Raw genomic sequence first — 13434 nt, 5'->3', positions numbered from 1 at the left:
AATCGGACCTGTGATTTGGCGTTTTTTACATGATGAGTAGGGTAGCATCGACTTATTGTTGCTTGGAGCTGCGCATTTCCTGACGCACAAGCTGCCATACCATAAAGATCAGTACAGCGATTTGTGGGACAAATGTTTCCCAAGTTGGATACATTCCCAGCCAGCTAATGGACGGAAGCGAGGAGGCAGTGTGCCCCGGAAGCTTACCAGCCACCTGAAGCGAATGAATACTTTCGCCCAGGAATCGGAATACGAGATAGTAAATCAGTACAGTGGCAGTCAGGAAAAAGGCGCGAATTGGCAATCGTACACTGAATTTAATGATCGCAAACGCCAGAATGACCAGAATAATCGTCGCTGAGCCAATGCCGATCAGCAATTGTGAGGTTTCGATGGCTGGAGCCATACCGACATAAAAGATAGCTGTCTCGGCTCCTTCACGCAGAATTGCGAGCGCAGAAACCGCAAATAGCGACCACAGGCTTCCTCGTGCCAGCGCGTTGCCCACGCTGTTTTCCACAAAGCGGTTCCATGCGGCAGCGTTGGATTTGCTATGCAACCAGCTACCCACGGTCAGCATCAGCACGACCGCCACCAGCCCGGTGACACCTTCCAGCAGCTCACGCATGCTGCCTGATGCGGCAGCTGCCACCAGTGTGGTGAACAGCACTGCCAGAATTCCGCTCAGCACCAGCCCCGTTCCGGCTCCTGCCCATATCCAACGTCCAGCCACGGCTTCGCCGCTTTTTTTGGCATACGCCAGCAGAGCTGCGAGCACGAGGATGGCCTCCAGGCCCTCACGCAGCAAAATCAGCGCGGCATCCCACGCAGTGTAAGAACGTTCTTCCGTCAACGGACGGAGCCTGTTCAGCATCTGATCAAGAGTCTGAATGGCTTTGTCCGTATTCGGTGGAGAAGACAGCAGATATCCGGAAGTTTCGGTCATTTCATTTTCAATCGCAGTGTAAGACGTCGGATCGGAAATTTGTACATGTCCTTCGACGGAAGGCCACAGAGCGATAAACTGCACTACCTTATCAGCCGCTTGCTCTGATTGATTAGCTACAGCATCTTGGCGTGCGGATTCGAGCAAAGTGACTGCATCGGTCAGAGAAGCTACCGAACCATTTGCCGTTCCCGTAGCCGTATTGCCTGCATCTGTTCCTTGGCCTGTGTTCACAGACTTGCCCTGACTATAATCAGACAGCAGAGTCGTTAATTCCTGCATTTCCTTAAGAGCCTGTTCTTGGCGAATAGGCTCAGCTTGCATGGAGATGCGAATGAGACTGATTTTAGTTTCGAGCGAACTGTATACCGGAAAATTGTCCAAACGAATCGGTGTTTCTACCTGATACCAGGCTTTGACGATTCGATCGTAATCCACCCGGGCAGCAGCCCAATCGCCTTTTTGCATGGCGGCCAGACTGCCCTTCGCCATGGGAAGTAGTTTTTCCGCTGCTTTGGCTCCAGCCGGGGCTGGTTTGTCCCCTTCGGCAGCAGTGACGTACTCATTGACCGAGCGCGCCAGCACGGATAAGGCAGCTTTCGCTGGTTCCCCGCCGCCACTGGCGAGTGTCTGCTCCGCATCGGTGAGTGCTTGATCTACAGCCGCGATGTGAGCTGAATCTCCGCCATTCGTTTTGGCGGCCTCCCACAGCGTGCGGAATTCTTTCAGATCCTTGGAGGCTTCCGTCCATTGAGCTTGTCCCGCCTCCACCAGCGCTCCGCCCACCACAGGCATCAGCTGATCATTGGTGACAGCTTTGGCATCCGTTTGTGCAAAAGCGACCGACCCGGAGCCGGACATGAACGGAGTGACGGTCAGCAGCAGAGCTGTCACCAGCACAAACACCCATCCCAAGCTTTTATTGCGCCGATTCATATAAATCCCCTTCCTTGCCTGCTGCTAAAATAACGTATCCCCGATGTAGCCGCCTTGCGATACACCCGGGAAGCAGGCGAACACCGCACTGCCTTTGTGTACAATGTATTCGTTCAGCTTGTCATTGCGTGCAAGCTTCTCCTGAATATGAACGAACTGCTTGAACAGATCACGCTGGTAGCTGATGAACAGCAGCCCGGCATCCAGCTGCCCTGTTTGCTTGTCCAATCCGCTTGAATACGAATAAGACCTCCGCAAAATATTAATGCTCCCGTCCCCATGAGCCAAAGCCACATGAGAGGTGGGAGGCGTAACTTGCTTGCCTTCCGGATTTTTGGCCGCCAGATCAAGCTTGTCGAACTCCTTGACCTTACCGAGTGGGGCCCCGCTGCTGCGATGACGTCCAAAAGTATCCTCCTGGTCGCCCAATGTTGAGCGATCCCACACCTCTACCCGCATGCGTACACGGCGTACAGCCATATAGCTGCCGTCGCCCATCCATGCTGGTCCGTCACTGGCCTGTGTCCACACCAGCCGATTCATCTCGTCTGCCTTGGAGGTGTCGGGGTTCCCCGTACCGTCCTTGAAGCCCAGCAAATTGCGTGGTGTGCTTCCCGCAGGATCGGCCTGTGCTGTTCGCTGGAAGCCTTCCTGCGTCCAGCGAAGCACCGCCGTTCCTCTGGCGATACGCGCCAAATTACGCAGGGCATGGAAAGCTACCTGCAAGTCATTGGCACATACCTGCACTCCGATATCGCCGCCGCACCATTGCTCCTCCAGGGCATCCCCTTGAAAACGGGGCAGCTCACGGAACTCGGCAGGTTTAAGCCCTGCCAGGCCGTATCGTCCATCAAAAAAGGATGGGCCCACACCAAAGGTGATCGTCGTGCGGGATGGCGACAATCCTGCCGCCTCGCCCGTATCGGAAGGAGGGAGGTTGAGATTTTCATTATCGTTGCCAAGGAGCACGCCAGAAGTCATTGTAGCGCTTGCTTCCGTCCAGGCTTTGAAGAGGCTACGCATCTGTTCCTTGTCGCTGGTTGTTAGATCGAAAGCGGCGAAGCAGATGAAATCCTGCGCCGGAGTCACAATACCTGCCTGATGCTTACCGTAAAAAGGGATTACATCTTTGGTATCCGCATCCGTCATCATGCTTTCGAGGCGTTGACCGGCTGACAGCACGGCTCCCACGCCCCCGCCGCCAAGCAGGAGGCCTAGTCCACCTACCCCGGCCAGCTTCAATAGGTCTCGGCGTGATACGGATTTGCTTTTTCCTGACGACTCATCTTCCACTAGCTTCGCATCCTTTTTTACCAGATCAGCCTGTTCATTATGGGATTCCGCATACTGCGGCTTTTCTTGCCCTTTTTGCCGCTTAAAGCCTTTCATATCATTACACTCCTAACAATTTCCCCATTTGGGACAACGGTTCTGCCAAGGCATCAAGGTTTTGGCTCAGCTTTTTAACTTCTTCCGGTTTCAGTTTTGTATACGATACATAGCCTTCTCCGTCTTTAAAAGGAGCCAACTCCTGCTGTAAGGCCGCAAAGCGCTCACCGATTTGTTTTTCCAATGCCGCATCTTTTTGGTTCAGATCTGTTTTCAAAATGTCATATATCTTTTGCGCGCCTTCTACATTGGCAGCAAAATCGTACAAATCCGTATGAGAATATCGCTCCTCTTCACCCGTCACCTTCGAGGTAGATACTTCATTCAACAACTCGACTGCACCCGTTACCATCAGGCTGGCGTCAATATTAACTGTTTCTACTTTGGCACGCAGCAGCTTGGCATCACTCAGCAGTCGGTCGGAAAACTCGTCCATTCCTTTGGTTGTGTTTTCTTCCCATAATGTTTTTTCAATACGGTGAAAGCCGCGCCAATCCGCTGCATCCACATCACCGTCACGTGCATCAATATTTGGGTCAAGATCACCCAGCGCTTCTGCAATCGGTTCAATCCGTTCATAGTACATACGTGCAGGAGCATACAGCGCCTTGGCTTTATCCAGTTCGCCAGCTTTGACCGCGTTCGTGAATTCTTCTGTCTTCTTCACAAACGTATCGCATTGCTCGATAGCATAGGTTCGGTAAGCGGCTACCGCTTGATCAAAATTGGGGGCAGAAGCGGCAGGAGTCGTTGTCTGTGTTGTGGCTCCTGCATCTTTGATCGTTGCGGCAGGCTGCTGAGTAGCAGTTCCGGTTTGTCCGCAACCTGCGAACAGAATAGAAGAGACCAGCACTCCGGCCGGTACGGCATAACGTAGTTTCATAATCAATGAACACCCTTTCTGGCCAAACTGGCCCTAAACCATAGTCTGTTGCGCGATATCTATATCGAATTTTTATTTTGATAATGATTATCAGTCGCGGTTTTTCTTATCATAAGGCTGGCCCATATGCCTGTCAATACATAATTTAGACACAAAGTCCAACCCATCATTAAAACAGCAAGTGAGGTGCCTATGCCCATTTTTATCCGTATATTGAACCATACCTGAGCACATGACATAAAATGTGTTGACTGTATCCCTTAACCTTGTTACACCACACAAAACCCGAGCAAGGAGGGGTGAAATTGACGAAGGGTAACGACCACAAAAACAAGTTTTTGTTAACTCACCGTGAACGTGAAGTATTTGAACTGCTCGTGCAGGACAAAACAACACGTGACATCGCCGGACAGCTATTTATTAGCGAAAAAACGGTCCGAAACCATATTTCCAATGTGATGCAAAAATTGAACGTAAAAGGTCGTTCACAGGCGGTCGTAGAATTAATCAGGCTTGGCGAATTAAAAATCTGACCTCTCGTTCCTTGCGGGGTACAAAGTCTTCTCGATGATCCTTCGACAGTGAAGGGTGGTCGGGAAGGCTTTTGTTTTGTGGTATGTTAGCTGATCAAACCTAGTAAGTTTATTCTATATTTCAAATTGAGGAGAGAAGCTGGGAAATCTATTGTAAACGTAAAACAAGCGAGTGTCATAGCAATGGACATTCGCTTGTTTTGATCGTTTTTTAGTTTAGAAACGATAATCCTGAAGCTGTTCCTGGCAGTTATCTATTCTTGCTAGCTCTGATTTGGGATAGCCCAGTCGTTTTGTTTTATTACTGCACATCCAGCAGGAACAATGGATTTTTCCTTTGGAGAATACACCATCAAATTTGACGACCCATCCCCGGTGTGCTGAAAGCCGTTTTTTACGCTGAATAACACGTTTTCTGTGGCGCCTAAAATAAGCTCGATACCGATTTTTTTGATTAGGTTTCATTACCATCACGCTCCCTTGGGCAAAGGCTCAGCCCGCAGGAGAAACCAAGGGTATAAGTAATACTTCTACGGGCTGAGCATGATGGTAATCAGATTTAAAGGAAGAGACATGTGGCCACCTGCTTGGAATTATTTTAAAGGTGAAAGTGGGGAGTGGATGTTCATTAAATCAAAGTCAACAATTAATTTTGTTTTTAGCATAAAATCAATGCCTAATATGCCATCAAATCCATACGGCTCTTGAATAGAGCTTAGTTGAATTGGAAATGTATCTAATTGAATATGCCCGAGTTTTAGATGAGGAATTACCTGTTCGTAGCAAATTTTGTGCCGCCCACCCCGTACATCCGCTTTGCTCTCCCGTTAATGAAATCAATGTGAATGCCGATTTGGGCTAGTAAATCCGTATCAAACACTGTTGCAGCGCACCCTGTATCGAACAATACGTTTGGTAATAGAGCAGTTTGGTTGTGATGTCTCAAAGTTAAGGAAACAATTGGCAAACCATTATGGAGGTTAATCTTCATGTACGCTGCCGTACTCCTGAGAAAAACTCTTCTACAACCTCGACATCGGATCGACTGGTATGGAACACATACAGTTCGCGTGACGGATACAGTTTGTGAAAATGTTTATACCCGCTCCAAGCATCTTTCGGGTTGTCGTAATCCTGAATAACCGCCATGTCTTCAAGATTGCGCACGCGATTATTGGAACTGGCTTTTATAGCCTCAACCAACACAAATCGCCTCGGATGTGATTCGGCAATTTCTTCCCATTTCATCGACTTCACCTCGCTCTTTTTGCTTTATTTTATTATAACATAATCAGGGGGACGGCAAGGAAGCAGTAACCTCTACCATGTGGTCAGTCCCGTAACCCTTTTAAAAAGGATGAAGGCTTTTGTTTTACAGAATAACCGCTGAAATATGTGGGAATTTGCGTGTAAATGATGTACTATATATAGAAGGAAGAAACTACCATTAGAGATCATAGTGCAACTAACAGAAGTGATCAAAACATAAGACTGTACCACAAAGTTATACTAAGATAGAAATGCATCTGGTGATAGTCTAAGAATATAAATCCCTACAAAGCAGTATTCAGCATGACGACAGGATGGAAGATGGATCAGGTTTTGAGCTATACTTTTATATATAGGTGTTGAAGAAGAATCACAAGGCAGAAAAAGCTCATTGCTTCAGGTAGTAGGAAGTAGCTTTTGCCTAGAGCTACCTGTGGTATATTCTTGATCGGAGGTGAACGTTAAGACATATGACACCCAACCAACACTTGATGACTTATACGCTGAACAGCGGTATAAAGGGAACTGTCGACCTAACCAGTAAGCAGGTGCAGGAATGGATCAAAGCATATCGAATTGGCAGCAAGTTTGTAACGGTTGTGGGGAAACAGTATTTTGGTTTAAACCCTGAGTTGGTAGCAGATTTCAAGGTACATAATGAATACTCGGAGCAGAGAGAACACATATCCATAATACAGCCTGTAATGGAACGCAAAGCTGTAGAGCTGGACCCACTGGTAGAGGCGTACAGCCAGTATAAAACATTAATTCAGGTAGAATGTAAATGTGGTGCTTCCTATATAGAAGAGTCACCGCATAAAAGAACCAAGTGGTCATGCAAGGAGTGTAATAACATTGTGTTCCTAGATCGTAAAAAGGGCATGGTGGATACGGATAAAGGCAAGGCGTGGTACATGACCAACAAATACTATGTGGAAAGACAAAGCAACTGACAGATTGTCAGTTGCTTTCTAACCATACACTCACACCTCTTATGTGCTTACCGAGATATATTAAGTCTTTTGCCAAATAATAAAATTGATGTTTTTTGCGCTTTGTAGTACATTATCAAGTGTATTATAAGGAGGCTTCTCATGTACGGACATAGACAAGATGATACTTTATACATCATGACTTACACATTAAATAGTGGTATCAAGGGCACAGTGCCTTTGTCTAATCAACAGATACAGGAATGGCTTGAGTGTTACAGAATTGGCAAAAAATTCGTAACCGAGATCGGCAAAGAGTACTTTGGACTGCATGCAGAACTGGTGGCTGATTTTAAAGTTCATAATCAGTATTCAAGCTATCAGGAGGTTATTATCCCGATTCAACAGCCGGACACTGGCCTAAAAGAGTTGTCCCAGGCTTACAAATCAACAGAAACCTTAATTAAAGTAGATTGCAAATGTGGTACATCGTATGTAACAGAATCTCCCTTTAAGCGGACCAAGTGGTACTGCACCAAATGCCGGGAGATTGTTTTTCTCGACAACAAAAAGGGAATGGTGGATACTTCCAGAGGCAAGGCCCATTATATGACCAATAAGTATTTTGTGGAACGGGAAACAACTGGCGTATAAGCCGGTTGTTTTTTTGTTCGTAAGGTTTGTACATGTCCTGACTTTTCAAAGCCGATTGCGCTATAGTGAAAAAGGGGGCTTATGGAAATGTGGAGTATTTTGCTGAATCACGTTTTGTTGATAGGATTCCTGGCTGTTTTGATTCAACGGATCTACAAGCATCGCTTTCATCAGCAAAATGGTAGCAATTTTCTGCTATGCTTGTGGGGGATCTTGCTTAATCGGTACAATAGTTTGTTTGAACTGACAACGTTATATACGGTGTATACCGTTATTTTTGCAGTAGGAGCTTTGTTGTTTGGAGGTTACTGGCTTGTGCAGCTATTGGAAAAGGGGAAAGATAAATCTTGATATAACGATAGTCAGGTGGTGAACGTCATCCGGGAAGATCATACGAATGGTGCAAGAAACCGCATGAGCACGAACCATGTGTACATAAACGAAACGCTTCATTTGGAACAAATCATAAGTGACCTGCGGGTGATGGGCTATGTGGCTTTTCATCATCATCCGCAAATCACAGGTGAGATTGATGAGCTGGAGGCGTTAAAAAAGCAACTATTATCGTTTTTTCAACAGCATCATGTATTGTGGATTGAGCTTGATCCGCTAACGCAATATGTGGTGGTGAATAACATGGGGAAGGCAACGGTGCTCAAACTCATGGGTCGGAAATTGAACCCGCTACGGGATCTGAGAGCAAACGCTGCTTTGGCTGGACAGCCGCTGCATGAGTTGGATCGGGAGATAGAACGGCTCAATCGGCTAGCTCACCTGTTGCGCTACACCCGTTTTTCTTAAGCGACGGGACTAACGTAAAAAAAGCATTCACGAAGCATGGATGGTTCCATGCTGTGAATGCTTTTTAGTATTCTATTTTTTACCGCATAAGATGAGCAAATCTACTGTGACATACGGTAAATTTATTTCCTGCACTTGCTGCCAGTCTGCTTCCGTAGCTCCCCACGATAAGGGAGTCATATGGAGCAGAGGTTTCATGAGGTCGGCATTTAACATAAAACGATAGGTTAACCGTTCGGCGGATAGAAGTTTAAAATGATCTTTAAATCGGCTTAATATATTGTCATTCGAATAAGCAGGCTTATTCTTTTTCTGTTCATACAAGCATCTCAATTCCCGAAGATAATATTGTTCGGGAATGACCTTCAGGACGCAGCCGTCCTCCGAAAGGATTCTTGTAAATTCAGCATAATTAGAAGGGGATAAAATATTGAATACACCGTCAAATTGTTGATTTGAAAACGGACAATGAGCCAGATCCGCAACACACCAGAGGGTATGAGGATATTCTTTGGCTGCGGCCACAATACCTTCTTTAGACAGATCCATACCTACGCTTGTAAGCTCAGTGATTCCCTTCCAGGTCAGCTTATCCTGAATGTGGCTCAAATGAGTGCCTTCCCCGCAACCTGCATCGAGCAAGTAAAGGTGTGATTTTTGATCAAACAGTGGCTTCATAAATTTCATTATAGTGCTGCTTATCGCTTCATTTAAGGGATCGAAAAATCCGTTATTGCACATCATTCTTCTGGAGGAAAATAGTTGTTTATCATATTTAGTCTTATAGGACCGGGCGGCTAAATGTAAATACCCGTATTTTGAGAGATCATAGCAATGCTGATTCGTACATAGGAGGCTTTTACCTTCCACCATACGCATCGGTTGAGAGCATAGAGGACACCTAAAGAGATGTTGATGTTTTCCAATCAGGTCAGCCTTCATCTCGTGTTTATTCCATTTGGACACAGAAAAGCACCCCGTTCATTCGTATTTGGTGAATGAAAAAAGGCACAGCCAAATAGACCCAACCCATTTTCGGAAAAATGGTTGAGTTTTCATGAACTGTACCTCACATTACCGTAAACGAATAAACTGAATAATCATATTATGTAGCGCTCCTCAAAAAAAAATAGAAAGGGCTTTCGCCCTCTCTATTGTAACTTAGTCATAAGAAGTTGTCATGTGCTTACACCGATTTCAAAAACTCTACAATCGTCAGCAGACCCTTGTCAAAATTGTCCAAGTTAAAATGCTCGTTTGGCGCATGCAGGTTCTCATCTGGCAAGCCGAAGCCCATCAGCACGACTGGGGCAGTCAGCACACGGGAGAAGGTCTCCACGATTGGGATAGAGCCTCCATCCTTGGTAAAGAGGGCACGCACACCGTATACCTTCTCAAAAGCATCGGCCGCCGCTTGCAGAAACGCGTGTGACGGGTCGATGTTAAAGGCGTTCGCTTTTTCACCCTGTTGAATATCCAGGGTAGCTCCTGCCTGAACATGGGCGCGCAAATGGCGCTCGATTTTGTCCAGAATGTCTTGCGGATTCTGGTTAGCCACCAAGCGGCACGTGATTTTAGCATGAGCTTCTTTTGGAATGACCGTTTTCGTGCCTTCCCCTTGGAAGCCACCGTATACGCCGTTCAGCTCCAGTGTCGGACGTGCCCCAACACGCTCAACGAAGCTGAATCCTTCTTCGCCATAGAGAGAATCAAGTGCAAGATCTTGTTGCAGCTTGCTCTCATTGAAGCCTTGCTTCACGAATTCTTCTCTCATCTCTGCCGATAATGGAGCAACATCGTCGTAGAATCCTTCGACGCTTACGCCGCCTTTGTCGTCATGCAGGGTTGCCAGCAAGGAAACCAGAGCATGCAGGGCATTCGGCACGCCGCCACCGAAAGAGCCGGAATGTAGATCTGTGTTCGCCGTGTGAATGGCGACTTCCAGTGAACATAGTCCACGCAAACCTGTGCAAATGGCAGGCTTCCCTTTTTCGATCAAGGAAGTGTCGGACACCAGTACAGCATCCGCGGCCAGACGTTCAGCTCCAGTTTGCAAAAACTCAAGCAAGTTCGGACTGGACACTTCTTCCTCACCTTCAACGCAGAATTTGATGTTCAGCGGCAATGTGCCTTCCTGCTTCAAAATGGCCTCAACTGCCTTAATGTGCAAGAAAACCTGCCCTTTATCATCTGTCGCTCCGCGCGCATACAATTTTCCATCACGGATGGATGGCTCAAACGGTGGCGTTTCCCACAGGTGAAGCGGATCTACGGGTTGTACATCATAGTGTCCATACACGAGGATCGTTGGTTTACCAGGTGCGTGCAAATGATCCGCATATACCAGCGGGTGCCCTTTGGTTGGAATGATTTCAACGTTTTCCAGACCGGCAGCAGTCAGTTTGGCAGCGAGCCAATCAGCTGCTTGGTTAATGTCCTTTTTGTGCTCCGATAATGCTGAGATACTCGGAATGGACAACCACTCCTGTAACTCGCCCAGTTGTTGCTCTCTGGCTTTTTCAAAATAATCAGAATAACTCATAGACTATGTATCCTCCTTTTTCAATGTAAATCGTGTGAATGTTGCGCTATCCTCCGAACGAGGTCGTGGACGATATGTCTAGTTTACTACGTTTTGTGCTGAACGAAAAATAGGGAGATAAAAAACGATTCTACCCGGGTCTGTCCAGACCTGAGCAGAATCGCCCTTAACCAAGCATATGGATGTACTTATGCGCGAATGTCCAGTTGACCGCCAAGATGAGGCTGTACGCTTTTTTCCATCATCTGCACTAAAGCCTGTCCTTGTTCACTGGCCTGATCCTTAGCCATACTTAATACCTTCACACTTACGGCTTGAGCTAAGCTGGCCTGACTCATACCTGTTGATAATGCTGCGATATCCATGTTCCAACCCTCCCTCATTGTGAAGACTCTTTCTCTGTATTTATCGGTTGGAACGGTTATTTTGTTTCATCTAATTGGAATTGTGTCAGTAAATCTTGAAGCTGCTCCGCCAGACGGGTCAAATCTGCGGCAGACGAACCGATCTCTTCCATGGAGGCGAGCTGCTCCTCTGCGGCTGCGGACACGGTCTCCGTATGGGATGCCGCTTCTTCAGCGATGCGTGTAATTTCCTCCATGCTGCTGACGACTGAACTCGTTCCATCTGCGACTCCAGCGGTAGAGGCTGCGACGTTATCGAGCTGCTTCGCTGATTTGGCTACCGCTCTACGGATGCGAGAGAAGGAGCGACCGGATAGATCAATGGAATTAATACCATCACTTACGCGTTCCTTGGCGGATTCCATAGCGATCAGGGCTTCAGATACACCGCTCTGTATCCCTTGAATCTGTTCACGAATTTGTTGTGCGGAATAAGCTGAGTTTTCAGCCAGCTTGCGGACCTCTGTCGCCACGACAGCAAAACCTTTGCCATGCTCGCCTGCACGTGCTGCTTCAATAGAAGCGTTCAATGCGAGCAGATTAGTCTGGCTGGCGATTTCCGTAATGACGGTGACAATCGTTCCGATTCGTCCAGAACGGTCACTCAAAGCACTGATGATGGTATCCAGTTCTTCCACGGTAGTGCGAATGCCATCAATGGAAACGACGCTGTTGCCGATATGCTCGCTGCCTGCATCCGACGCCTGAATGGCCTGTGCGGAGTAAGTGGTCATTTCAGCCATGGTTTCAGTCATAGCGGTAATGTCTGTTGCCATGCCGCTAATCCGTTCCTGATTATCTTTAGCGCTGCCCACTTGGCGTTCGCTGCCTGCAGCCACATCTTGAATGGCTATGGTCACATGCTCGATAGCCCGGGTCGTTTGTTCTGCACCTGCTGCAAGCTCTTGCGAGGATGCCGACAAATTGCCTGTCATCGCTTGAATTTCTTTAATCATGTTACGCAGGTTATCTACCATTTGTTGAAAATATCTTGATAATTCACCAATTTCATCTGTACTGGTCGTAGCCACGTTTATCGAAAGATTACCTTGGCTGATGGCATCCATAGAATTACGTAATCTTTGGATGGGCTTAAGTATACTGCTGATTAGCCACATTGCGAGCACACCAATGATGATGGCTGCAATCACCAACACGATGATCGTCGTGATAAGAATCGGTTGGGCGGAGGCACTGGTTTCTGCTTTGTCCATCGTTCCAGCAATTCTCCAGCCTGTCAGCGTATTGGTTTTGAAAATCAGGTGTTTATCTACGCCATTAATATCGTAACTAAAGCTACCTTCTTTGGAGGCAAATAATTCAGGTATCGTTTCCCCCATTTTGGTACTTCCGCTGACTTCTGTCGGGTGGGTAACGATACGTTTAGTACCATCTAATATCATAATATAGCCATTTTGTCCGATTTTTAAATTTGTGATTTCTTTTAAATTATTTAGGTTCAGCGAAAGACCGAGAACACCACTGTTGTCAGGAAGTGTACGTGAAATATATACAACGGGGACCTTAGCCGTATTGAGTCCGACAGGGCTGATTACGGTTTGTCCGGGTTTCTCCATGGCCTGTTTGTACCACGGACGTTCACGAGGGTCGTTTGTGGAGCCTACGGCTTTGCCAATAATGAGTTTTCCTTCGGGAGTTCCTACAAACATATCAACAGCTTCCGCATGCATTTTTAAATACACTTGTAACCTTTTCAGGATGTCTTCATCTGCTTCAGCACTGTTATCACTAGCTGTCATCGTCGTAGAGTAATATTCGAGATCAGCGATTTTGGCTTGAATCGTTTGAGTAACTGCACGATCGGATGCGGTAACGCTAGTTGTCGCACTATCGAGTAATTGGCGGTCCGTCTGTTTATATGCTGCTTGATAAGAAAAAGAACTTACAATAATGCTTGGAACAAGCATGACCAGTAGAAATGCTGCTGTCAATTTCTTGCGTAGTGTTAATGTTTTGAGTCGTCTCAGTTGTTTCATCAAACCCCTGCTTTCTATCTACATATTCATTTCTAATATTTATACCATATGTATTTACTATCGGTTATTTTGAGCTGAATTGATAGATTTATTACTAATTTGTCCAATACGCTAAAGAATTTCTTGCATAGCATGGAGTATCTTGCAA

At 46.7% G+C, this 13434-nt stretch carries 15 protein-coding genes and 1 pseudogene; 5 read left to right on the top strand and 11 right to left on the bottom strand.

The window, feature by feature from the left end; translation table 11 throughout:
* Positions 1-52 precede the first annotated feature (52 nt).
* The 3 genes from NSS66_RS18810 to efeO are packed head-to-tail and all read right to left on the bottom strand — an operon-like array spanning position 53 to position 4154.
* On the bottom strand, positions 53-1882 hold the full coding sequence (locus tag NSS66_RS18810) for an FTR1 family iron permease (RefSeq protein WP_340959541.1): 1830 nt from the start codon (positions 1880-1882) through the stop codon (positions 53-55).
* 24 nt (positions 1883-1906) lie between these two features.
* A complete protein-coding gene (efeB, locus tag NSS66_RS18805) occupies positions 1907-3271 on the bottom strand; it encodes an iron uptake transporter deferrochelatase/peroxidase subunit (RefSeq protein ID WP_053326005.1) in 1365 nt (454 codons plus the stop codon).
* A gap of 4 nt (positions 3272-3275) precedes the next feature.
* Positions 3276-4154: an iron uptake system protein EfeO gene (efeO, locus tag NSS66_RS18800; RefSeq protein WP_340959538.1), complete on the bottom strand. Its 879-nt coding sequence runs from the start codon at positions 4152-4154 to the stop codon at positions 3276-3278.
* Between the two features lie 305 nt (positions 4155-4459).
* Between efeO and NSS66_RS18795 the strand changes: the two genes are divergently transcribed.
* On the top strand, positions 4460-4687 hold the full coding sequence (locus NSS66_RS18795; RefSeq protein ID WP_007431813.1) for a helix-turn-helix domain-containing protein: 228 nt from the start codon (positions 4460-4462) through the stop codon (positions 4685-4687).
* 216 nt (positions 4688-4903) lie between these two features.
* Here the strand turns inward: NSS66_RS18795 and NSS66_RS18790 are convergent, their stop codons facing one another.
* The 3 genes from NSS66_RS18790 to NSS66_RS18780 all read right to left on the bottom strand — a co-directional run bounded on the left by NSS66_RS18790 (position 4904) and on the right by NSS66_RS18780 (position 5935).
* Positions 4904-5152 carry a hypothetical protein gene (locus tag NSS66_RS18790; protein ID WP_141697502.1) on the bottom strand — a complete coding sequence of 83 codons (249 nt, stop codon included), beginning with the start codon at positions 5150-5152 and terminating at the stop codon, positions 4904-4906.
* A gap of 304 nt (positions 5153-5456) precedes the next feature.
* Entirely contained in the window at positions 5457-5678 is a 222-nt protein-coding gene (locus tag NSS66_RS18785; protein ID WP_235322313.1) for a hypothetical protein, read from the bottom strand.
* A complete protein-coding gene (locus NSS66_RS18780) occupies positions 5675-5935 on the bottom strand; it encodes a hypothetical protein (RefSeq protein WP_023990050.1) in 261 nt (86 codons plus the stop codon). Before NSS66_RS18780 ends, NSS66_RS18785 begins: the two co-directional genes overlap by 4 nt.
* Before the next feature lie 491 nt (positions 5936-6426).
* Between NSS66_RS18780 and NSS66_RS18775 the strand changes: the two genes are divergently transcribed.
* The 4 genes from NSS66_RS18775 (at position 6427) to NSS66_RS18760 (ending at position 8343) form a co-directional block, all read left to right on the top strand.
* Complete coding sequence (locus NSS66_RS18775; RefSeq protein ID WP_023990049.1) at positions 6427-6909, top strand: hypothetical protein; 483 nt, start codon at positions 6427-6429, stop codon at positions 6907-6909.
* A gap of 141 nt (positions 6910-7050) precedes the next feature.
* Positions 7051-7542 carry a hypothetical protein gene (locus NSS66_RS18770; RefSeq protein WP_013311697.1) on the top strand — a complete coding sequence of 164 codons (492 nt, stop codon included), beginning with the start codon at positions 7051-7053 and terminating at the stop codon, positions 7540-7542.
* An 87-nt stretch (positions 7543-7629) separates the two neighbouring features.
* Entirely contained in the window at positions 7630-7893 is a 264-nt protein-coding gene (locus NSS66_RS18765) for a hypothetical protein (RefSeq protein WP_023990048.1), read from the top strand.
* Positions 7894-7956: 63 nt separating this feature from the next.
* Positions 7957-8343, top strand: a complete 387-nt coding sequence (locus NSS66_RS18760) for a hypothetical protein (RefSeq protein ID WP_176716863.1) — start codon at positions 7957-7959, stop codon at positions 8341-8343.
* 72 nt (positions 8344-8415) lie between these two features.
* Here NSS66_RS18760 and NSS66_RS18755 read toward each other — a convergent pair whose 3' ends face one another.
* The 5 genes and pseudogenes from NSS66_RS18755 to NSS66_RS18735 all read right to left on the bottom strand — a co-directional run bounded on the left by NSS66_RS18755 (position 8416) and on the right by NSS66_RS18735 (position 13286).
* Positions 8416-9030 carry a methyltransferase domain-containing protein gene (locus NSS66_RS18755; protein WP_226887829.1) on the bottom strand — a complete coding sequence of 205 codons (615 nt, stop codon included), beginning with the start codon at positions 9028-9030 and terminating at the stop codon, positions 8416-8418.
* Between the two features lie 123 nt (positions 9031-9153).
* Positions 9154-9285, bottom strand: a pseudogene (locus NSS66_RS18750) (putative RNA methyltransferase); the annotation flags it as partial.
* Positions 9286-9529: 244 nt separating this feature from the next.
* Positions 9530-10885, bottom strand: coding sequence for a dipeptidase (locus NSS66_RS18745; protein ID WP_053326004.1), 1356 nt, complete (start codon positions 10883-10885; stop codon positions 9530-9532).
* A 188-nt stretch (positions 10886-11073) separates the two neighbouring features.
* A complete protein-coding gene (locus NSS66_RS18740) occupies positions 11074-11250 on the bottom strand; it encodes a YjfB family protein (RefSeq protein WP_023990044.1) in 177 nt (58 codons plus the stop codon).
* A gap of 56 nt (positions 11251-11306) precedes the next feature.
* Positions 11307-13286, bottom strand: coding sequence for a methyl-accepting chemotaxis protein (locus NSS66_RS18735; RefSeq protein WP_023990043.1), 1980 nt, complete (start codon positions 13284-13286; stop codon positions 11307-11309).
* Positions 13287-13434 lie beyond the last annotated feature (148 nt).

The organism is Paenibacillus sp. FSL R10-2748, from assembly GCF_038005565.1.
Classification (GTDB): domain Bacteria; phylum Bacillota; class Bacilli; order Paenibacillales; family Paenibacillaceae; genus Paenibacillus; species Paenibacillus polymyxa_B.
This window is presented reverse-complemented; position numbering and strand designations above follow the sequence as displayed.

Coding starts and splice junctions, on each gene's coding strand:
- NSS66_RS18775 (WP_023990049.1), top strand. CDS start 6,427: ATGACACCCAACCAACACTTGATGACTTATACGCTGAACAGCGGTATA.
- NSS66_RS18765 (WP_023990048.1), top strand. CDS start 7,630: ATGTGGAGTATTTTGCTGAATCACGTTTTGTTGATAGGATTCCTGGCT.
- efeB (WP_053326005.1), bottom strand. CDS start 3,271: ATGAAAGGCTTTAAGCGGCAAAAAGGGCAAGAAAAGCCGCAGTATGCG.
- NSS66_RS18785 (WP_235322313.1), bottom strand. CDS start 5,678: ATGAAGATTAACCTCCATAATGGTTTGCCAATTGTTTCCTTAACTTTG.
- NSS66_RS18745 (WP_053326004.1), bottom strand. CDS start 10,885: ATGAGTTATTCTGATTATTTTGAAAAAGCCAGAGAGCAACAACTGGGC.
- efeO (WP_340959538.1), bottom strand. CDS start 4,154: ATGAAACTACGTTATGCCGTACCGGCCGGAGTGCTGGTCTCTTCTATT.
- NSS66_RS18755 (WP_226887829.1), bottom strand. CDS start 9,030: ATGAAATTTATGAAGCCACTGTTTGATCAAAAATCACACCTTTACTTG.
- NSS66_RS18790 (WP_141697502.1), bottom strand. CDS start 5,152: ATGAAACCTAATCAAAAAAATCGGTATCGAGCTTATTTTAGGCGCCAC.
- NSS66_RS18770 (WP_013311697.1), top strand. CDS start 7,051: ATGTACGGACATAGACAAGATGATACTTTATACATCATGACTTACACA.
- NSS66_RS18760 (WP_176716863.1), top strand. CDS start 7,957: ATGAGCACGAACCATGTGTACATAAACGAAACGCTTCATTTGGAACAA.
- NSS66_RS18735 (WP_023990043.1), bottom strand. CDS start 13,286: ATGAAACAACTGAGACGACTCAAAACATTAACACTACGCAAGAAATTG.
- NSS66_RS18740 (WP_023990044.1), bottom strand. CDS start 11,250: ATGGATATCGCAGCATTATCAACAGGTATGAGTCAGGCCAGCTTAGCT.
- NSS66_RS18780 (WP_023990050.1), bottom strand. CDS start 5,935: ATGAAATGGGAAGAAATTGCCGAATCACATCCGAGGCGATTTGTGTTG.
- NSS66_RS18810 (WP_340959541.1), bottom strand. CDS start 1,882: ATGAATCGGCGCAATAAAAGCTTGGGATGGGTGTTTGTGCTGGTGACA.